The organism is Nocardioides oleivorans, assembly GCF_004137255.1.
Lineage (GTDB): Bacteria > Actinomycetota > Actinomycetes > Propionibacteriales > Nocardioidaceae > Nocardioides > Nocardioides oleivorans.
Genome location: NZ_SDWT01000001.1, coordinates 2,107,557 through 2,127,222, shown reverse-complemented (window position 1 = coordinate 2,127,222; position 19,666 = coordinate 2,107,557). Strand labels below are relative to the sequence as shown.

The 19,666-nt window shown below is 71.1% G+C and carries 18 protein-coding genes; 10 read left to right on the top strand and 8 right to left on the bottom strand.

Going from position 1 to position 19,666, the window contains the following annotated elements:
- The first annotated feature begins 65 nt into the window (after positions 1-65).
- Both EUA93_RS10145 and EUA93_RS10140 read left to right on the top strand, forming a co-directional pair.
- Positions 66-473, top strand: a complete 408-nt coding sequence (locus EUA93_RS10145) for a hypothetical protein (RefSeq protein WP_129400020.1) — start codon at positions 66-68, stop codon at positions 471-473.
- Between the two features lie 19 nt (positions 474-492).
- Positions 493-3,453, top strand: a complete 2,961-nt coding sequence (locus EUA93_RS10140) for a hypothetical protein (protein WP_129400019.1) — start codon at positions 493-495, stop codon at positions 3,451-3,453.
- Here the strand turns inward: EUA93_RS10140 and pdxH are convergent.
- The gene (gene pdxH, locus EUA93_RS10135) at positions 3,450-4,097 is read right to left on the bottom strand and encodes a pyridoxamine 5'-phosphate oxidase (RefSeq protein ID WP_129400018.1); all 648 of its coding nucleotides are present in this window, start codon (positions 4,095-4,097) and stop codon (positions 3,450-3,452) included. The genes EUA93_RS10140 and pdxH overlap by 4 nt on opposite strands.
- Positions 4,098-4,152: 55 nt before the next feature.
- Between pdxH and EUA93_RS10130 the strand changes: the two genes are divergently transcribed.
- Positions 4,153-5,256, top strand: coding sequence for a citrate synthase 2 (locus EUA93_RS10130; RefSeq protein ID WP_129400017.1), 1,104 nt, complete (start codon positions 4,153-4,155; stop codon positions 5,254-5,256).
- 1 nt (position 5,257) lies between these two features.
- Here EUA93_RS10130 and EUA93_RS10125 read toward each other — a convergent pair whose 3' ends face one another.
- Together EUA93_RS10125 and EUA93_RS10120 are read right to left on the bottom strand one after the other, a co-directional pair.
- The gene (locus EUA93_RS10125) at positions 5,258-5,890 is read right to left on the bottom strand and encodes a VldE C-terminal domain-containing protein (protein ID WP_129400016.1); all 633 of its coding nucleotides are present in this window, start codon (positions 5,888-5,890) and stop codon (positions 5,258-5,260) included.
- An 84-nt stretch (positions 5,891-5,974) separates the two neighbouring features.
- On the bottom strand, positions 5,975-6,469 hold the full coding sequence (locus EUA93_RS10120; RefSeq protein WP_242497315.1) for a GNAT family N-acetyltransferase: 495 nt from the start codon (positions 6,467-6,469) through the stop codon (positions 5,975-5,977).
- 177 nt (positions 6,470-6,646) lie between these two features.
- On the opposite strand from EUA93_RS10120, the gene EUA93_RS10115 reads away from it, so the two are divergent.
- From EUA93_RS10115 to serC, 4 genes are read left to right on the top strand one after another with little or no spacing between them, the layout of a single operon-like run.
- Positions 6,647-7,348, top strand: coding sequence for a hypothetical protein (locus EUA93_RS10115; protein WP_129400014.1), 702 nt, complete (start codon positions 6,647-6,649; stop codon positions 7,346-7,348).
- 25 nt (positions 7,349-7,373) lie between these two features.
- Positions 7,374-8,126, top strand: a complete 753-nt coding sequence (locus EUA93_RS10110) for a hypothetical protein (RefSeq protein WP_129400013.1) — start codon at positions 7,374-7,376, stop codon at positions 8,124-8,126.
- Positions 8,123-8,746, top strand: a complete 624-nt coding sequence (locus EUA93_RS10105; protein ID WP_165355119.1) for an RNA polymerase sigma factor — start codon at positions 8,123-8,125, stop codon at positions 8,744-8,746. Before EUA93_RS10110 ends, EUA93_RS10105 begins: the two co-directional genes overlap by 4 nt.
- Positions 8,747-8,804: 58 nt before the next feature.
- Complete coding sequence (gene serC / locus EUA93_RS10100) at positions 8,805-9,926, top strand: phosphoserine transaminase (RefSeq protein ID WP_129400011.1); 1,122 nt, start codon at positions 8,805-8,807, stop codon at positions 9,924-9,926.
- 70 nt (positions 9,927-9,996) lie between these two features.
- On the opposite strand, the gene EUA93_RS21785 is transcribed toward serC, so the two are convergent.
- On the bottom strand, positions 9,997-10,680 hold the full coding sequence (locus tag EUA93_RS21785) for a hypothetical protein (protein ID WP_129400010.1): 684 nt from the start codon (positions 10,678-10,680) through the stop codon (positions 9,997-9,999).
- 238 nt (positions 10,681-10,918) lie between these two features.
- A complete protein-coding gene (locus tag EUA93_RS10090; protein WP_129400009.1) occupies positions 10,919-11,914 on the bottom strand; it encodes a DNA topoisomerase IB in 996 nt (331 codons plus the stop codon).
- 124 nt (positions 11,915-12,038) lie between these two features.
- On the opposite strand from EUA93_RS10090, the gene EUA93_RS10085 reads away from it, so the two are divergent.
- Positions 12,039-13,100: an acyltransferase family protein gene (locus EUA93_RS10085; protein WP_165355118.1), complete on the top strand. Its 1,062-nt coding sequence runs from the start codon at positions 12,039-12,041 to the stop codon at positions 13,098-13,100.
- A gap of 18 nt (positions 13,101-13,118) precedes the next feature.
- Here the strand turns inward: EUA93_RS10085 and EUA93_RS10080 are convergent, their stop codons facing one another.
- Entirely contained in the window at positions 13,119-14,435 is a 1,317-nt protein-coding gene (locus EUA93_RS10080; protein ID WP_129400007.1) for a protealysin inhibitor emfourin, read from the bottom strand.
- 59 nt (positions 14,436-14,494) lie between these two features.
- The gene (locus tag EUA93_RS10075) at positions 14,495-15,253 is read right to left on the bottom strand and encodes a hypothetical protein (protein ID WP_129400006.1); all 759 of its coding nucleotides are present in this window, start codon (positions 15,251-15,253) and stop codon (positions 14,495-14,497) included.
- Between the two features lie 293 nt (positions 15,254-15,546).
- Between EUA93_RS10075 and typA the strand changes: the two genes are divergently transcribed.
- Both typA and EUA93_RS10065 read left to right on the top strand, forming a co-directional pair.
- Positions 15,547-17,439, top strand: a complete 1,893-nt coding sequence (typA, locus tag EUA93_RS10070) for a translational GTPase TypA (RefSeq protein WP_129400005.1) — start codon at positions 15,547-15,549, stop codon at positions 17,437-17,439.
- A gap of 9 nt (positions 17,440-17,448) precedes the next feature.
- Positions 17,449-18,141, top strand: a complete 693-nt coding sequence (locus EUA93_RS10065) for a hypothetical protein (RefSeq protein ID WP_129400004.1) — start codon at positions 17,449-17,451, stop codon at positions 18,139-18,141.
- Here EUA93_RS10065 and EUA93_RS10060 read toward each other — a convergent pair.
- Positions 18,118-19,590, bottom strand: coding sequence for a hypothetical protein (locus tag EUA93_RS10060; RefSeq protein WP_129400003.1), 1,473 nt, complete (start codon positions 19,588-19,590; stop codon positions 18,118-18,120). The two genes, EUA93_RS10065 and EUA93_RS10060, sit on opposite strands and share 24 nt — an antisense overlap.
- Positions 19,591-19,666 lie beyond the last annotated feature (76 nt).

The window sequence follows — 19,666 nt, the reverse complement described above, 5'->3', positions numbered from 1 at the left end:
AGCACTCACTCACAATCCGTTTTCGGGGATGCCGCCGGACCACGTCCCTGTGGTGTGCTCGCGGCATGAGCGCCATGGACAAGTTCCTGAACTCGAAGTTCATCGACCAGTACGGCGCCGCGCTGGCCCCGTCGTTCGACTTCGTCAACACCAGCGCGAGCGCCGAGCTCGACCTGCCGATCCCGCCGGAGGCGGTGAGCGCCGGGGTCCAGCAGCTGGTCGCCGACCTCGGCCACACCCTGGCCGGCGTGAGCCCGGACCAGCTCGAGCTCGCGGTCATCACGAAGAAGACGATGATGAGCTGGGAGAACGCCACCGGCATCGAGATCACGCCGACCCCGCAGGGCTCGCACGTCGCGATCTTCATGCAGAACATGCCCGGACGTCCGAAGGCGCTGCTCGACGGCAAGAAGAACAAGAAGATGGCGCAGAAGCTCGCCGACCAGATCCAGGCGAGCGCCCACGGCGCCTGACGCTCACTAGAGTGCCGCCGTGCGCGCGCGGCGGGGGCTCCAGGTCGGTGTGGTCCTGCTCGTCCTGGTGGCGCTGGGCGCCGGGATCGCGTTCGGCATCTCGAGCGCGCTCGGCATCCGGGTCGAGCCGAAGCAGGTCCCGGTCGAGGAGCTCGTCGCCGCGCCGCCGCGCGAGGCGGTGGCTCCCCCGCGCCTGACCGACGTCGCCGCACCCGACGGCGTACGCATGGACGCGGCGCTCGCCGAGCTCGACGACGCGACCGCCGGGGAGACCGAGGGGACCGCGACCCTCCGGGTGACGTACGACGACGGGGTGCCCGCAGCCGATCGGCAGGGCGACGACTCCTACCGCCTGACCGGAGCTCCCGAGCGGCTGCGCATCGCCGCGGGCAGCGAGACCGGCGCCGTCCGCGGCGTCTACGACCTGGCCGCCGCGGCGCGCGCCGGCCGTCCGTTGACCGAGCACCTCGGCGAGACCGTCACCTCCGAGCTGCCGTTCCGGATGGTCGACCTCGGCGCGGCAGGCGTCGACCCCGATCCCGAGCAGTGGCGTGGCGGGACCGACTACTCCCACTACTCCCGCGCGTTCGAGGACGTCTTCCTCGACGACGCGCCCTACATCGACCAGGCGGCGCTGGCCGAGGCTCGCGAGAGCGTCCTCGCCTACGCCCACCACGTGCTCGCGCAGGGCTACAACGCCGTCGCCGTCCCTGGCTTCCTCGACCACGTCACCTTCGACGCGATCCCGGAGGTCTACGCCGACGACCCGGCGTACGCCGCTCGCGCCGCGGCGATGCGCGACGCCTTCGGCCCGATCTACGCCGAGCTCGACGACCTCGGCCTCGACGTCTACCTCCGCACCGACATGCTCATCCTCAGCGAGCCGCTCGAGCGCTACCTCACGGACCGGTTCGACCTCGACACCGAGGACCCCGGGCTCTGGCAGGTCTACGAGGCGGCGCTCGACGAGATCTACACGCAGCTGCCGCAGCTGTCCGGCGTCGTGCTGCGCATCGGCGAGGGCGGGGGCATCTACAACTCCCCCGGCATCGACTACTACTCCGAGATCTCCGTGACCACGCCGAAGGCGGTCCGGGCGATGCTCGGCGCCTTCACCGAGCAGGCCGAGCGCGCCGACAAGGACGTCGTCTTCCGCACGTGGAGCGTCGGCGTCGGTGCGGTCGGCGACATGCACACCGACCCGGAGTCGTACGACGAGGTGCTGGCCGGCATCGACTCCCCGCGGCTCGTCGTGTCGACGAAGTACAGCCTCGGCGACTTCTACTCCTGGCTGCCGCTCAACGAGACCCTCGACCACGGCGACCAGCGGCGGATCGTCGAGCTCCAGAGCCGACGCGAGTTCGAGGCCTTCGGCGCGGTGCCCGACGACCTCGGCGTGCTGCACCAGATGGCGCTGCAGCGGTTCATCGCCGCCAATCCCCACGTCGAGGGCATCTGGACGTGGACCCAGGACGGCGGTCCGTGGCGAGCCGGGCCGAGGTCGCTGCTGCTGACGACCGGCTTCTGGCAGCTCTACGACCTCAACTCCGAGACCGCCGCCCGGCTCGCCCGCGACCCCGACGCGGACCCGGCCGGGCTCACCGCCGACTGGGTGCGACGCTGGTTCTCCACCGACCCCGACACCGTCGCCGCGATCACGCAGGCGATGTCGTACTCCCGCGAGGCGGTGACGCACGGGCAGTACGTCCCGCAGTTCGCCGAGGTGCGGGCCTTCGCGCTCGGCCTGGAGCCGCCGCCGCAGATGCTGCTCTTCGAGTGGGACATCCTCACCGGCGACTCGGCCGTGCTGGACGTCCTCTACGCGATCGCGCGCGACCACGGCGGGACCGACGGGCTCGACGGCGTCACGGCCGCGATCGACGACGGCCAGCACGCCGTCGACCTGGCGACGACGATGCGTGACCTCGTCGACCGGACCGATCCAGCGACGTACGACGACCCGGCGATGCGCGAGCAGCTGCTGGCCGCGCTCGACTACCAGGTCGACCTCTACGCGCTGCTCGGCGCCTACCGCGAGATGACGCTGCGCCACGCACTCTGGCTCGACACCGGCGAGGGCCGAGGGGTGTGGGAGACCGCTCGTGCCCGGTTCGACGCCGCCGCGACCGAGCACGAGGCGACGTACGGCGGCGACCTGGCGCTGCCGGCGTACAACCTCACCGCCGCGAGGATCGGCGAGGCGCGCGCCGCCCGTGACCTGCCGATGGCGTGGCTCGCCCGTGGCGGCCTGGCCCTCCTCGTGCTCGTGCTCGGGCTCACCCGGACCGGTCGGGCGCTCGTGCGCACGGCGGCGACACCGTGGCGCGAGCCGGGATCGATCACCAGGTGGCTCGTCGTGGCGATCCCCCTCGTCGCCGTCGTGTGGAGCCGGCTGGTCCTCACGTGGTTCCTCGCGCCGAGCCACCTGCTGCTCGTCGGGATCGGCTGGACGGTGCTCGCCCTGGTGGTCGTCGCCGCGTGCCGGTGGACCCGCTCGTGGCACGTCGCGGTGGCGGTCGGCGGCGCGGTGACGATCCGGTCGGTGGTCCTGCTGGCGGTGCTCGCGTGGCGCGGTCCGGGTGGCTACTGGTTCGCCTTCTGGACCGAGCCCGGCACGCGATCGGCGTACGTCGTCGTGGCGTTCGTGCTCGCGGGCTGGGTCCTCGCGGCCCTGCTCTGGTCGCTCGCCGCGCACGTCGGCCGACGGCGGGCGACGGCAGCGGTGCTGCACACCGTGGCGCTGACGTTGCTCGGCGTCGGCTCGCTCCTCCAGCTCGTCGGGCTCGAGGACGCGCTCACCGTCTGGAACGACCAGCTGGCGCTGCTGCCGTGGGGCATGGCGCGGATCCTCGGGATCACGACGTTCCTCGGCATCCCGACCACCCTGCCGACCTACGCGCTCGCGGCTGGGGGCGTGCTGCTCCTCGCGGCGGCCGCCTCGGGCCTGTCGCGCAGGCCAGCACGACCGGCCGACGGCTAGGGAGCCAGCCGCTCCGTGACCCAGCGCGAGCCGTCACGGCGGTAGACGAGCCGGTCGTGCATCCGGCTCGGTCGCCCCTGCCAGAACTCGACGACCTCGGGCGTCACGCGGTAGCCACCCCAGTGCGGCGGCACGGGGACCTCGGCGTCGGTCGGCTCGACGCCGAAGCGCTCCTCGACCTGGGCGTACGACGACGCGAGGTCGGCTCGCGAGGCGACCGGACGTGACTGGGCCGAGGCCCAAGCGCCGAGCTGGGCGCCGCGCGGGCGGGAGTGGAAGTAGGTCTCGACCTCGGCGTCGCCCAGGACGGAGGCGGTCCCCTCGACGCGCACCTGCCGCTCGAGCGGGTGCCACGGGAACAGCAGGGCGCAGTGCGGGTTGGCGGCGAGCTCGTCGCCCTTGCGCGAGGCCTGGTTGGTGAAGAAGACGAATCCGTCGGGACCAACGCCCTTGAGGAGGACCATCCGGCTCGACGGGCGGCCGTCGGGGGCCGAGGTCGCGAGCACCATCGCGTTGGGCTCGTGGACGCCCGCGTCGATGGACTGCTGGAGCCACCGCTCGAACATCCCGATCGGGTCGGCAGCCAGGTCGGGGACGTCCAGGCCCCCGCGGCCGTACTCCTCGCGCAGCGCGGACAGGTCCATGTCTGGACACTAACGGCCGGGTGCACAATGAGCCGACCCGCAGAAGGAGTGACCCATGACCGAGATCCACCACGGGCTCGAGGGCGTCATTGCGTTCGAGACGCAGATCGCCGAGCCCGACAAGGAGGGCTCCGCGCTGCGCTACCGCGGGGTCGACATCGAGGACCTCGTCGGCCGGGTGCCGTTCGAGAACGTCTGGGGACTCCTGGTCGACGGCTCCTACACCCCCGGCCTCCCGCCGGCCGAGCCCTACAACATCTCCATCCACACCGGTGACGTGCGTGCCGACGTGCAGGCCGCCGTCGCGATGCTCGCCCCGATGCTCGGCATGGGCCAGACCTACGACATCTCCGACGAGCAGGCGCGCCTCGACCTCTCCCGCGTCGCCGTCATGGTGCTGTCGTACGCCGCCCAGTCCGCGCGCGGCCTCGGCAAGCCGGTCGTCTCCCAGGCCGAGGTCGACCAGGGCAGGACCCTCGCCGAGCGGTTCCTGATCCGCTGGCGTGGCGAGGCCGACCCGAAGCACGCGCACGCGATCGACGCCTACTGGTCCTCGGCCGCCGAGCACGGCATGAACGCCTCCACCTTCACCGCCCGCGTGATCACCTCGACCGGCGCCGACGTGGCCGCCGCCTTCTCCGGTGCCATCGGCGCCATGTCCGGCCCGCTCCACGGGGGCGCGCCGTCGCGCGTGCTCGGGATGATCGAGGAGGTCGAGAAGCGCGACGGCGACGCCTCGACCTACGTCAAGGAGCTGCTCGACAGCGGCGAGCGACTGATGGGCTTCGGCCACCGCGTCTACCGCGCCGAGGACCCGCGCGCCCGGGTGCTCCGTCGCACCGCCAAGGAGCTCGACGCCCCTCGCTACGAGGTCGCCGAGGCGCTCGAGAAGGCCGCGCTCGCCGAGCTCCGCGAGCGCCGTCCCGACCGGGTGCTCGAGACCAACGTGGAGTTCTGGGCGGCGATCGTCCTCGACTTCGCCGAGGTGCCGGCGCGCATGTTCACCTCGATGTTCACGTGTGCGCGCACCGGCGGCTGGTCGGCCCACATCCTCGAGCAGAAGACGACGGGCCGCCTGATCCGCCCGTCCGCGGTCTACGCCGGTCCGAGCACGCGCCCGGCCAGCGAGGTCGACGGCTGGGACCGGGCCTGGGCCTGAGTCACCCGGCGGCGGGGGGCTGCTGCTGGGCGTAGTACCAGGACGTCAGGCCCTTGGCGCCCTGCCGCGTCAAGGAGAGGTGCACGTGGTCGCGGTGGCGCAGCGTGGGTGAGCACGACTTCCTCGTGCGGCAGCCCGAGCTGAGGTAGCGCTCGGGAGCGAAGCCGCGGTAGGAGGCGTACATCGTGTCGTTCCAGATGACGTACATGATGCCCATCCGGCGGGCCAGCGCGGCCGGCTCACCGGTGTCGTCGGGCGCGAAGAGCTCGTCGAGCAGTGCCTGCGCGAGCACCTGGTCGTCCGGGTTCGTGGCGTCGAGCAGCCAGTCGAAGGCGCGCGACTCCTTGTGCTCGCTGGTGCTCGTGCCCGTGCACGAGCGGCTGATCGGGCCGTAGCCACCACCCCGCGCGACCAGCCAGTCGGCCAGCGCGAGGATGCCCGGCTTGGGCTTCTGGCGGCACTTCGTCTGCGGCTGGTAGCCCGCGAACGGCTCGATCGGCATCACGTAGGGCGCGGACGACGTCACGATCCCCCGGCGGCCGTACGACGACTCGGCGGAGGCCGCGGCCGCGTGGCCGAGGAGCAGCCCGAGGACGAGGAGGACGGTCGTCGGGACGACGGCGCGCACGCGCATCGGTCGCACCACCTTCCCCAGGGATCACTCGTGACCCGAGGACCGTAGGCGGCGTGCGGAGCGGGCGTCAGGGGTTCGCGCGAACTACAGATCTGTAGTTCTCAGGAGCCGTCCGAAGCACCGGCTGAGGTCGCTGTCGGCGTAGTAGCCGAAGCCCGGGATCGGCTCGTAGCCCGAGGAGAGGTAGAGCTGGATCGCCTCCGGCTGCTTCATCCCGGTCTCGAGCACGAGGGCCTCGATCCCCTCGGCCGCAGCGGTGGTCTCGAGGTGCGCCAGCATCCGCCGGGCGAGGCCGCGACGTTGCGCCGCCGGGACGACGTACATCCGCTTCACCTCGGCGGTGACCTGCGCCCCGAGCGCCCTGACCGAGCTGCGCCGCCACGCGCCGGTCGCCACCGGGACGCCGTCGAGGTAGCCGACGTAGAAGCTGCCGAGGGGGTCCTCGAAGTCGCGGGCGTCGATGGGTGAGTCGTCGCGACCGCCGTAGCGCGCGACGTACTCCTCCTGGACGGCCTCCACCAGCAGCCGTGCGTCGGGATGGGTGATCGAGACCCGCTCGATCCGCAGGTCGTCACTCACGGTCCGGACCCTACGCCCGACCCCGGCCGCGACCCCAGCAACCCCACCCGTCCCCATCCGCCCCACAGTGGTTGCACAGGTCGACGCCCGCACAGGAATCTGTCGGATCGGCGTAACGCAGCAGGGGTGCGGCGACAGGTACCTGGTGACACACCCCCCACACCCCAAGGAGAAGGCATGAAGCAGCGACGCTTCCGCGCCGTCACCGCCCTGTTGTCGGTCCTCGCCCTGTCGGCCGTTGCCGCCCCCGCGCACGCCGGCGACCGCGGCGGAGACCGCGGCGACGGACCACGCCACAGCAGCCACGAGGGCCGCGGCCACCACTCCCACGGAGAGGGCCGCGGCTGGGGCCACTCCCGCGGACTCGGGATGACGGTGACCGAGGACGTCACCGCGATCCTCGACGCCGCTTCCGTCGAGGTCGAGGGATCCGGGGGCGCCCGCGTCGGCCGCGACGACGACGACCTCATCGTGATCAGCGTCGGCGGCCGCCACCGTGGCCACTGGAACGACTCCGACGACGAGTCCGACGACCGCCGCGGCAAGGGTGGCTCGAAGGGCGGCGACGGGTCGAACGCCGTCGTGACCTTCACCGGCAGCAGCGTGACCTCCGAGTGGACCGACGTCGACGTCGACCTCCGTGAGGGCGTCGTCACCGCCGAGGTCGACGGCGTCGAGGACGTCCCGGTCCTCACCGTCGTCAGGACCGACGACAACGACGACGACGACCGCGACTGGAAGCGGAGGAGCGGGTCGCACGACTCGTCGATCGAGTACCAGCTGACCGAGGAGTCGGCCGTCGTGCTCGGCGCCGTGGTCGGCACCGATGCGTTCGAGGCGGGCGACGTGTTCGCCACCGCCGGCGGATGCGGTCGCTGACGCGACCGACCGAAGGAGCCGCCGCATGAATCCCCAGGAACCCCGCCTCCCGGCGCTTCGTCTCGACGCGCCGGTGCTGGTCCCCGACCGGGCGTTCCTCATGCGGCTCTGCGCGGAGTCGGCCCAGTCCCCCACCCCCACCTGGGCCGACTCCGCCCTCGAACCACTGCTCGCCTCGTGGCGGCCGGTCATCGCGGCGGCCGCGGCGGCGGCAGTGGTGGCGGGAGGTACGACGATCGCCTCCCGCATCGGCGACGAGACGATCGTCCCCGCCCGCCCCGCGCCGACCACTCCCGCGATCCCCGGCCCCACGCACGGTCCGTCGAAGGCGCTGGTCCCACCGGCCGGACCGGGCTCGGGCGCCACCGGCGACCAGGACCGCGAGACGTCCGACGACACGACGGGCACCACCTCAGACGACGCCGCCGCCGACACGTCCGGCGACACGTCCGGCGACGCGCGCGGCACCGATCCCGGCGCCGAGCGCGAGGACGACACGTCCGGCTCCCGTCCGGGCACACGTCACGACGGACGCGACCGGGACGACGAGCGCGACGACGACCGTCACGGCGGTCGTGACGACGACCGCGACGGAGGTCGCGACGAGCACGACAGCGAGCACGACGGCGACTGGAACGGGACCCGCCACGGCGACGGCGGACGCGACGGCGACCGCCACGACGACGACCGGGGTGACCGCGAGGGCGACCGGTCCGACGAGGGCCACCAGGGCGACCAGGGCGACCAGGACCACTGGGACGGATCGACCCAGCCGTGAGCGACGACGCCACCGTCACGGCTGCCAAGGCCGGCGACCCGGACGCCTGGAACGAGCTCTACCTGGCGTACGCCGGCCGCCTGTTGCTGTGGTTGCGAGCACGGCAGGTCGCGGACTCGGCCGTCACCGCCGAGGACGTCGCCTCGGAGGCGTGGCTGGTCGCGGCCCGGCGCATCCGCCACTTCACCGGCACGCGCGAGGAGTTCGCGGGCTGGCTCTTCGGCATCGGCCGCAAGGTCAGCGCCAACCAGACCCGGCGCGGCGTCCTGCGCAGCACGGCCACCCTGCTCGACCACGACGGCAACGACGACCACCCAGTCGTCACCCCGCACGACGAGGTCGTCGGCCTCGACTGGGTCCGCGACCAGCTCGCCCGGCTGCCCAAGCGCGAGCGCGACGTGCTGGCGTGCATGGAGGTCGTCGGCCTCGACGTCGCCGCAACCGCGCAGGCGCTCGGCATGACCGCCGTCGCCGTCCGGGTCACCCGCCACCGCGGCCTCAAGCGGCTGCGCACCCGGATGGGCGACGACGTACGGCCCGACACGGAGACGTCAGTCGACGCCGAGGCGGATGACCAACACGCGGGTCAGCCGAGCGCCCTACCGGCACGGATGACATGATGGCGGACGTCTGACAGCGTCGTCAGGGCAGCCGTTCCGTCTTCCACGTGAGGTACCCATGACCGACGCACTGCAGATCCCCGCCGAGCTGATCCCGGCCGACGGCCGCTTCGGCGCCGGGCCGTCGAAGATCCAGACCAGCCACCTCGACGCGCTCGCCGCGACCGGCTCCGAGCTGATGGGCACGTCCCACCGCCAGGCCCCGGTGAAGAAGACCGTCGGCCGCGTCCGCGAGGGCCTCACCGCCCTGTTCGACGTGCCCGAGGGCTACGAGGTGGTGCTCGGCAACGGCGGTGCGACCGCCTTCTGGGACATCGCCTGCTTCGGCCTGATCCGCGAGAAGAGCCAGCACCTGACCTTCGGCGAGTTCTCCTCGAAGTTCGCCACGTCGGCCAAGAAGGCGCCGTGGCTGGCCGACCCCTCGGTCATCTCGAGCGACCCCGGCTCGCGCCCCGAGGCGGTCGCGGAGGACGGCGTCGACGCCTACGCATGGGCGCACAACGAGACCTCCACCGCCGTGATGGCGCCCGTACGACGCCCGGCGGGCGTGGCCGACGACGCGCTCGTGCTGGTCGACGCGACCTCCGGCGCCGGCGGCCTGCCGGTCGACCTGGAGCAGGTCGACGCCTACTACTTCGCCCCGCAGAAGTGCTTCGCCTCCGACGGCGGGCTCTGGATCGCCCTCATGTCGCCACGAGCACTGGCCCGGGCCGAGGAGATCGCCGCGACCGATCGCTACATCCCGCCGTTCTTCGACCTGCCGACCGCGATCGACAACTCCTCGAAGAACCAGACCTACAACACCCCGTCGGTCGCCACGCTCTTCCTCATGGCCGAGCAGCTCGACTGGATGAACAGCCTGGGCGGCCTCAAGGGCATGGTCGAGCGGACCACCGCGTCCTCCGACGCGCTCTACGGCTGGGCCGAGCGGACGGCGTACACCACCCCGTACGTCACCGACCCCGCCGACCGTTCGCTCGTGATCGGCACGATCGACTTCGACGACAGCATCGACGCCGCGGCGATCGCCGCGACCCTGCGGGCCAACGGCATCGTCGACACCGAGCCCTACCGCAAGCTCGGCCGCAACCAGCTGCGCATCGCGATGTATCCCGCGATCGACCCCGCCGACGTCGAGAAGCTCACGGCGGCGGTCGACTTCGTGGTCGCCAACAGCTGACGTCCCACCCCGCACGACACAGCACCGGCCCCCACCATCGCGGTGGGGGCCGTGCTCGTTGCGGCTGCGATCAGTTGTTGAGCGTGCCCGCGTCCACGACGATCGAGGTGTTCGGCACGCACAGCGCCCACACCGTCAGCGTCGAGGTGTACTGCGAGTTGCCGAAGACGATCCAGCCGTCGAGGCGACCGGGGCGCGGCTTGCCGGTGTCCCAGTTCATGCGGCCGGGGAACGACGACGAGACGAGGAAGCCGGTCTGCTTCTCGCTGACGCCGGACTCGCTGCCCTGCACCCCGCCGGAGATGGCGGTGTACTTCTGCGACTCGGTCGCGTCGTCGGCGCACGCGACCGTGGCGCTGCCGCCGCCGCCGTTGAGGTAGGTCATCGTGCGGTACTTCGCGCCGACGAGGCCGTCGGTGCCCTTGTCGCCCTTCTCGCCCTTGTCGCCCTTCTCGCCCTTGGCACCGGCAGCACCGGTGGCACCGGTCGCACCCGGGGCGCCGTCCTTGCCGGCGGCGCCGAGCTTGGCGGTGACCTCCTTGCTGAGGTGGTCGAGCTTGACGGCCTTGTCGGTGATCTTGCCGCCGTTGACCGAGCCCGCCGCCAGGTCCTGCGACTCGATGGACCGGTCCTTGATGTCGGCGCCGGTGAGGAGCGGACCGGCGACGGCGCCGGAGCCGGCACCCACGGCCAGGAGCGCGGCTGCGGCGAGGACGACGACGCCGCGCGAGCGCGCAGCAGTGAAGTTGGGCATGGTGGACTGACCCTTCGAACGAGGGCGGGCCGAGTGCCCGCCGCACGGCGCCGACGTCGAGGAAGCCGACCCCTTCGGGCGGCCCCACACCTCGAGGACGACCAGCGGAACGTATCGACGTCGACCCGGTTGTCAGGGTTCGCTTGACCAGAACTTGACGCCCCGACCCCTGCCTTCATCCGAACGGACGAGACCAGTGGTCCACCACACCGGACCTAGGTCCGCCGCCGGCGATGTATCAGGCGCGCAGCAGCTTGAGCACGGCTCGCTCGAGCGCCGCCTGGCGCGCGTCGTCGGAGTCGTACTTCGCGCGCACCGAGATGGTGCGACCGCGCTCGTAGGCCTCGACCACCCGCGGGTCGACGTACGACGACCGCGCGAGGGTGGGGGTGTTGCCGAGGAAGTCCGAGACCTCCTTCATCGCGCCCGAGACCGCCCGCTTGCGCGAGGCCTTGGTGTCACCGGGCTCGTCGGTCGAGGCGAGCACCGCCGCCGCGATCACGGTCGCGTGCCAGGTGCGGAAGTCCTTGGCGGTGGCATCGATCCCGAAGCAGGACCGGATGTAGTCGTTGACGTGGCCGGCGTCGATGTCCTTCCACTGCCGGCCGTCCTTCCACGCGAGGAGCTCGTCGCCTCCGCCGCGTCGACGGCGCATGATCTCGAGGGTGCCGATCGCCGAGGGGTCGTCGATGTCGATGCAGTGCTCGACACCGGACTTGCCGACGAAGCAGAACCGCAGACCGTTCGCGTGGCGGGTGACGTGGTCCTTGCGCAGCGTGGTCAGGCCGAACGAGCCGTTGGTGTCGGTGTAGACGTCGTTGCCGATCCGGAAGTAGCCGAGGTCGAGGAGCCGCACCGCGACCGCGCACGCGCGCTCGAGGGACATCCCCTCGGAGCCCATGTCGACCAGCACCCGCTCGCGCGCCTTCGACAGCGCCTTGCCGAAGCCGAGGATCCGGTCGAACTTCGCCGCGTCCCGGCTCGTGCGCCACTGCGGGTGGTAGAGGTACTGCTTGCGGCCGGCGTCGTCGATGCCGACCGCCTGCAGGTGGCCGTTGGGGTACGGCGTGATCCACACGTCCTGCCACGCCGGCGGGATCACGAGGTCCTTGCACCGCTGCACGTCCTCGGGCTCGAGCTTCAGCCCGTCGGCGTCGAGGTAGGTGAAGCCCTTGCCCGACCGTCTCCGGCTCCAGCCCGGCTGGTCGGGGGACGTGCGCCGGAGTCGTGGCATGGGATCGAAGGTAGTGCGACTCCGTCCCGCGCCGAACACCCACAGGGAGGGTTCGTCGCACCTCGCGCGAGGACTGTTGGCTGAAAACGCCGCCCGGCCCGCGCGCTCGTCGATACCCTCCACCGTGACCCTGGGGGAGGCGCTGGCGCGTCGCGACAACGCGCTCAACTTCATCCGGCTGGTCCTAGCGGCCGGAGTGATCGTCGGACACTCCTACCAGCTCGCCGACATCGCAGCTCCGACGATGTGGCTCAACCCTCGACTGCAGGAATGGGCGCTCAACGGCTTCTTCGCCGTCTCCGGTTACCTCATCGCCGGATCACGTGTGCGCCTCTCGTTCCGGGAGTTCCTCGAGCGCCGCGCGCGTCGCATCCTGCCGGGACTCTGGACCGTGCTGGTGGTCGTCGCCTTCGGCTTCGCGCCGATCATCTCGTGGCTGGCCGGCGAGGGCTGGGATCCCGTGTCTTCACTGACGTACGTGCTGCGGAACCTGGGGGTCGTCGTCGGTCAGGAGTTCATCGACCAGACCCTCACGCACGCACCCGGCACACCTCTCTGGAACGGGCCGCTCTGGACCTTGAGCTTCGAGATCGGTTGCTACCTCGCCTTCGGTCTCTTCCTGGGACTTCGGTGGGTCCGGCGGCACGGTGCACTCGTCTGCGCAGCCCTGCTCGTCGGTCTCATGACAGCTCACCCGTTCCTGATGGAGGAACCCGAGATCGGGCTCGTGTGGAAGAACATCGTGCGACTGACGTCGTTCTTCGCCGCGGGGGTGCTGTGCTGGTTCCTGCGGGACCGCCTCCCTAGCCGATGGTCGGTCGTCGTGGCGTGCACCGTCTGCCTGGGCGTCCTGTCCGCGGTCTCGGACGGGCAGTGGTACGGCCAGGTGTTCGCGGCCGTCGCGCTCCTGACCGCAGGTGGACTGCTGCCGATTCGCGTCGGAGCCACCAACGACATCTCCTACGGCGTCTACATCTACGGGTGGCCCGTGCAACAGGCCCTCGCTGATCTCGGCGCAGCAGGGCTCGGCATCTATGCCTACCAGGCACTCTCGCTCCTGCTCGTCATCCCGTTCGCGTGGGCCTCGTGGGTCCTGGTCGAGCGCAGATGGCTATCGCGACGCCGCGACGCGCTATCGGTCGACGTCCCGCAGGTGGCCCATCACGTGAGTGCCCGCGCCACCTGACTCACCGACCGGTCGGGGCTACGACTCGTGCGCCCGCAGGATCCGGCGCGCGAGCTCGGACTGGCTCGCGGACAGCAGCTGCTCGGGCACGCGGACGGGCGCGTGCCCGTCGAGGAAGAACGTGTAGACGAACATGTCGGGCTTCGGCGGCGTCGCCTGCGTGGCCGAGCCGAGCACTGCCTCGGTGACCAGGCCGCGGATCTCGTCGTCGCCGGCGGAGTCGAGGTCGACCTCCGCCGACTCCGTGCGGCCGGCGAATCCGCCGGAGCGCTCGACCCGGAGCCGACCGGCGGGCTGGCCGGTGGGGACCGGCGGCGCGGTGGTGCTGACGCCCACCTCGACGCCGACCTGCTGCCACGCCCCCCGCACCGCGTCGGCATGCTCCCCGGCGACCGCGACGGTGGCGGCCGCGAAGGTCGCGAAGTCGGCGCCCGGGGGTACGTCGTCGCCGACGAGGGCGTCGTACCAGATCCGACCGGCACCAACGATCGCCGTGCCGCCGACGGCGACCGCCGCGAGCTGGAAGGCCTTGTTCGGGATGCCTGAGTTGAGGTGGACGCCGCCGTTGTCGTCCTCGGTCTCGATGTAGTCGTCCATGTGGCCGACCTGCGGGTCCTTGCCGAGGTCGGGGTCGTCGTAGGCCGTGCCGGGGGCGGCCATGTCACGCAGCGCGCGGGCCAGGACCGCGGGCTTGAAGATCCCCTCCCCGATCAGCCAGTCGCCCTCGGCCGCCTGCTGTCCGAGGACGCGCTGCTTGAGGCAGGACGCGAACACGTCGGCGACCGACTCGTTGAGCGCGCCGGGCTGGCCCTGGTAGACGAGGCCGGCGGTGTGCTCGACGACCGCGTGGGTGAACTCGTGGGCGAGCACGTCGACAGGCTTGGTGAAGCGCTCGAACACGCGGCCGTCGCCGTCGCCGAAGACGAGCTGCGTGCCGTCCCAGAAGGCGTTGTCGTAGGCCGTGCCGTAGTGGACGGTCACGGTCACCGTGGCGCCGGCGCCGTCGTGGGAGTCACGACCGAGGTCGTCGGCATACATCTCGAGCGTGGCCGTGATGCCGGCGGCGGCCTCGTCGACCGCGAGGTCACCGGTGTCGGACTCACCGGCCGATCGCACCGGCGTGCCGGGCAGGTCGGTCGTGGACCCGGCGTCGTGGACGGTCCAGTCGGGATCGCCCGGGGCCGCGGTGGACGCCACCGCCCACGGGGGGAGGGCGGTGGCGCCACGTCGGGCCCTCAGCTCCTCGTCCCGCGCTGCCGCGTCCGGGCCGTCGATGCGCTCGGCGAGCCATGGGGGGATGAACGTGCAGTGCGGGTGGGGGGTCCGAGGAGCCATGGGGTCAGGTCTACCCCGCACGGGGGACAGCGGGGTAGACCTGAGTCTGGATCAGGCCATCAGCAGGGCTGGAAGCCGAAGGAGAAGTTCGCGATCGTGACGACCTGGTCGGGGTCGGCCGAGATCGTGCCGGTCTGCCGGTTGGAGTAGTTGATCGTGAACGAGGAGATCGTGCCGGGGTAGGTGATCGTCGCGTTGCCGTTGGCGCCCGAGGCGTTGTCGACCGCGGTGTTGCCGTTGGACTGGCGGATGGGGTCGGCCGAGGTCCCCGCACCCGTCAATCCGGCCGAGAGCGTCGGCTTGGAGAAGCCCGGGGTGAGCCAGACGGAGTCCCAGAAGTCGCCGGTGGTCGAGTCGATGTCGGTCAGCGTGAAGGTCAGGCCGGTGACCGGCTTGGTGAAGGTGAACGTGTAGTGCCCGAACGCGCCGGTGTTGGACGCCCGGGAGCTGAGACGCTGCGCCATGACCAGGCCGTAGGTGTTGAGGCCCCCGACCGGGTTCTGGATCGTGAAGTTGTCGTTGGTGCCGCCGTTGGCGTCGTTGCGCACGACCATGCCGGTGTCGTAGGTCGCCTTCACGGTCATGACGTTCGTCGGCTGGGCGCCGGTGCCGGCATTGAAGGTCACCGAGTAGTCGACCGCGCTGGACCGGTTCGGCGCCGTCGCGTTGGCCGCGGTGACCGTCACGGGGGCGCACGACGCCGCGAATGCCGGGACCGTGGTCGCGGTGGCGATCACCGGGACGCTCCAGGCGGCGGCGCGAGTGACCGAACGCCGCGTGGGGCGGGCGTCGGTCAGGTTCGCGATGTCGTACTTCATTGCTTTCTCCAGCGAGCTAGGCGATCCACGTGGATCTAGTTGATGGCTCAACGGTAAAGACGCTTTGCCTACGGCTCGGTAACTTCTGGAACACACCAGAGTTCATACTTTGGAACGTTTCCGAATTCCTTCGTTCATGTTGTGGTCTGGCTCACTCGCAGCGGCCGCTGGGCCCCGCTGCAGTGCCGCCGAAGTCTCGATTCGGTCCCCTCCGCACTAGACTTGCCGCGCTGCGGCCGTGCTGGCCGCGCCCGGCCCGACAAGCCGCTCGTTCCAGCCCGGAAGGCTCCTGCATGCCCACCCAGTCCCGCTCCGACCTGCGCAACGTCGCGATCGTCGCCCACGTCGACCACGGCAAGACCACGCTGGTGGACGCGATGCTCCGCCAGGCCGGCGCGTTCACCGCGCACCAGGCCGAGAGCGTCGCCGACCGGGTCATGGACTCCGGCGACCTCGAGCGCGAGAAGGGCATCACGATCCTCGCGAAGAACACCGCCGTCCACTACGCCGGTCCCGCCGGTGGCGGTCAGCCGATGGTCATCAACATCATCGACACCCCCGGCCACGCCGACTTCGGTGGCGAGGTCGAGCGAGGACTGTCGATGGTCGACGGCATCGTGCTGCTCGTCGACGCATCGGAGGGCCCGCTCCCCCAGACCCGCTTCGTGCTCCGCAAGGCGCTCAACGCCGACATGCCCGTGATCCTGGTCGTCAACAAGACCGACCGTGGCGACGCCCGCATCGCGGAGGTCGTCGACGAGTCCTACGAGCTCTTCATGGACCTGCTCGACGAGACCCACAGCCAGGACGCGCTGGACTTCCCGGTCGTCTACGCCTCGGGCAAGGCCGGCATCGCGTCCCTGACGGCGCCCGAGAACGGCACCATGCCGGAGGGCACCGACCTCGAGCCGCTCTTCAAGACGATCCTCGAGACCATCCCCGCCCCGCAGTACGACGAGGGCGCGCCGCTCCAGGCCCACGTCACCAACCTCGACTCCTCGCCGTTCCTCGGTCGCCTCGCGCTGCTGCGCATCCACCAGGGCCACCTGAAGAAGGGCCAGACCGTCGCGTGGATCAAGCGCGATGGCACGGTCAAGAACGTCCGGATCACCGAGCTTCTCGTCACCGAGGGCCTCGAGCGCGTCCCCGGCGAGTCCGCCGGCCCCGGCGACATCGTCGCCATCGCGGGCATCCCCGAGATCACCATCGGCGAGACCCTCGCCGACGCGGAGAACCCGATCGCGCTGCCGCTCATCCACGTCGACGACCCGGCCATCTCGATGACCATCGGCACCAACACCTCGCCCATGGTCGGCAAGGTCAAGGGCGCCAAGGTCACCGCGCGCCTGGTCAAGGACCGCCTCGACAGCGAGCTGATCGGCAACGTGTCGCTCCGCGTCCTGCCGACCGAGCGGCCCGACGCGTGGGAGGTCCAGGGCCGCGGCGAGCTCGCGCTGGCGATCCTCGTCGAGCAGATGCGTCGCGAGGGATTCGAGCTCACCGTCGGCAAGCCGCAGGTCGTCACCCGCGAGGTCGACGGCAAGGTCCACGAGCCCTTCGAGCGCCTGACGATCGACGCTCCGGAGGAGTACCTCGGCACCATCACCGAGCTCCTCGCGACCCGCAAGGGCCGCATGGAGGGCATGACCAACCACGGCACCGGCTGGGTGCGCATGGACTTCGTCGTCCCCTCGCGCGGCCTGATCGGCTTCCGCACCGAGTTCCTCACCGAGACCCGCGGCACAGGCATCGCCCACCACATCTCCGAGGGCTATCACCCCTGGGCCGGCGAGATCCGCTCGCGCAACAACGGATCGCTGGTGGCCGACCGCGCCGGTGCGGCGACGGCGTACGCCATGACGTCGCTGCAGGAGCGCGGCGTGCTCTTCGTCGAGCCCACCACCGACGTCTACGAGGGCATGATCGTCGGCGAGAACTCCCGCGCCGACGACATGGACGTCAACATCACCAAGGAGAAGCAGCAGACCAACATCCGGTCCGCCACCTCCGACAACTTCGAGAAGCTGATCCCGCCGAAGCGGCTCTCCCTCGAGCAGTGCCTGGAGTTCTGCCGCGAGGACGAGTGCGTCGAGGTCACGCCCGACATGGTGCGGATCCGCAAGGTCGTCCTCGACGCCAACGCGCGCGCCAAGACCGCCTCGCGGGCCCGCAAGGCCAGCAAGTAGTCCTGCCCGATGTCGCCCTGCTCCCCGGCCCGCGTCGACCCCGCTGACGGCGGGTACGACGACGGGCTGGGCGAGCGGCTGGCGACCTGGCTCGAGCAGCTGGGGCTCGCCGACCAGCTCGGTGCGGCCGGGCTGCCGACGTACGACCGCGCCCACGGCGAGGTCCGCTGGCGCGAGCCCGGGACGGTCGAGCTGTTGCCCGCCGACCGGCTGGTCGACCTCGACCGGCAGCTGCGTGCCCAGGGCGACGACCCCGCGCACGCCGTGCCGGTCGCGCTCGTCCGTCTCCGCCGCGAGGCCCGCATCCGTGCGGAGCTGCTCGACGGAGGGTGGCTCGACTACGCAGGTGTCGCCGCACTGCGTGGAGTCTCGGAGAACGCCGCGCGTTTCGCGCTGCACAAGGCGTCCGACCGACGAGCGGTGCTGCTCGTCCAGCAGGAGGGCGCGACGCTCGTGCCGTCGTTCCAGCTCGACGACGCCGGCGAGGTCCGCGACGAGCTCCTCACGATCCTCGAGACCCTGCTCGCCGCCGGGGTCGACCCCTGGCGTGCCTGGATCTGGCTCACGACGCCCGCTGCCCTCCTGGGCGGCGACGTGCCCCACCAGGCTGCCCGCGACCCCGAGGAGCTCCCGATCGTGCAGCGTGCCGCGGTCGCCCTCGGCGAGCGCGCTCGCGCGTCAGCCGTCCATCCAGTCCACTGAGCCGTTCCACTCGATGCGGACGTCGCTCGGGATCTCGAAGTAGTCGCGGACCAGCTGCTCCCACTCCTCGTGGTCGCCGTCGATCGCGAAGGACGGCCGCATGTCGTTCCACGGATAGGTCCATGGGATGTCGACGACTCCGTCCTCCTGCTCGAGGACCTGGGCGTCGACGTAGGCCCGCCACGCGTAGTTGTCGTTGACCTTGTCGAGCATCTCGTAGGCGAGCGTCGGGCCAACCACGAGACCGGCCCCGAGCAGCGCGGAGGCCAGCCACCTGGCGCCAGAAGCAGGTCGCGGAGCACGTAGGTCGACCCTCCCAGGACCCAGACCCGCTGCTCCGCGGGCCAACCACGAGAGCGCGACGAGCAGGGCGAGGTACTCACCGAAGAACCACGCCCGTCCGGGGAGGAGACCGCCGTAGACGGGAACCGCGAAGGCGAGTGCCGTCGCCCCCAGTGCCACCAGCTCTGCTGGGGTCACCCGTGCCGGCCGCAGCAGCCATATCGCTGCAACGAGGCAGACGATCGTCGACGCAGTGACGACGCCGCCCAACGGATAGCCGCCGAGTGCGCGATACCCCGCGCCGACCAGCACCAACACGGCACCCACTCCCCCCAGGAGCACGACGCGCCTCGTGGCCACGCCACGTGACGGGAGCGAGACCGCGATGGACGTCGCGACGTAGGCGAGCAACGGCACGAAGGCGACGAGTGCGAAGGCGAGGGCAACATCGGTCCTGGCGACGAGGCTGGCATCTGCCAGCTGTCGCTGGTCTGTGTCTGCAGTACGACTCCAGAGTCCCGGCGTGCTCGCCTTGAGCGCGACCGCAAGCAGCAGCGGGGGAAGGAGCGTCAGCAGCTGACGTCTCCGGATCGGTGTCCGCACCGCCACCAGCGCCGCCGACACCAGTGCGCCGAGCACCAGGGCAGCAAGGACCTCGTGGAACATCACGCCCACCAGCAACGACACCGCCGACCCGACCATCACCCGCGGCGGTGTCGCCAATCCATCTGCAGTCCTGAGCAGGGGTACGAGGCCGACGCTCACGAGGAAGAGGCCCGTGCAGTAGCCAGAGGACGCAGCGCCGAACAGCGCGAGCTGGGAGATGAGCCTGCGGTCCAGCGCGAGCAGGAGGAGGGGCGAGGCGGCAGCCACCAACGGGAGGACGAAGGACGGCAGGTCGCGCCGGACCGAACGTGGCACGAGGAAGCTCAGCCAGATGAGGGCTGTCGGAAAGAGCGAGGACAGCGCAACGGCGAAGTAGGCACGAGCAGCTCGCTCGTCCCCCGCCGCAGCCACCAACGACAGGACCGTGTCGGCGATGCGGCCGTTCTGGACGACGACATCGTGGTGGAGCATGTCCAGCACGTCGGCGAGCGACGTCAGACGTTCCCGACCCCGCAGGATGAAACCCATGTCGTCCAGCGCGAGCACGGATCGCTGGAACACCAGTCCCCAGAACCCCAACGACCCGATGAACAGCGCAGCGCAGAGACCACGCGGAAGCCGCTGGTCAACGCCCGTG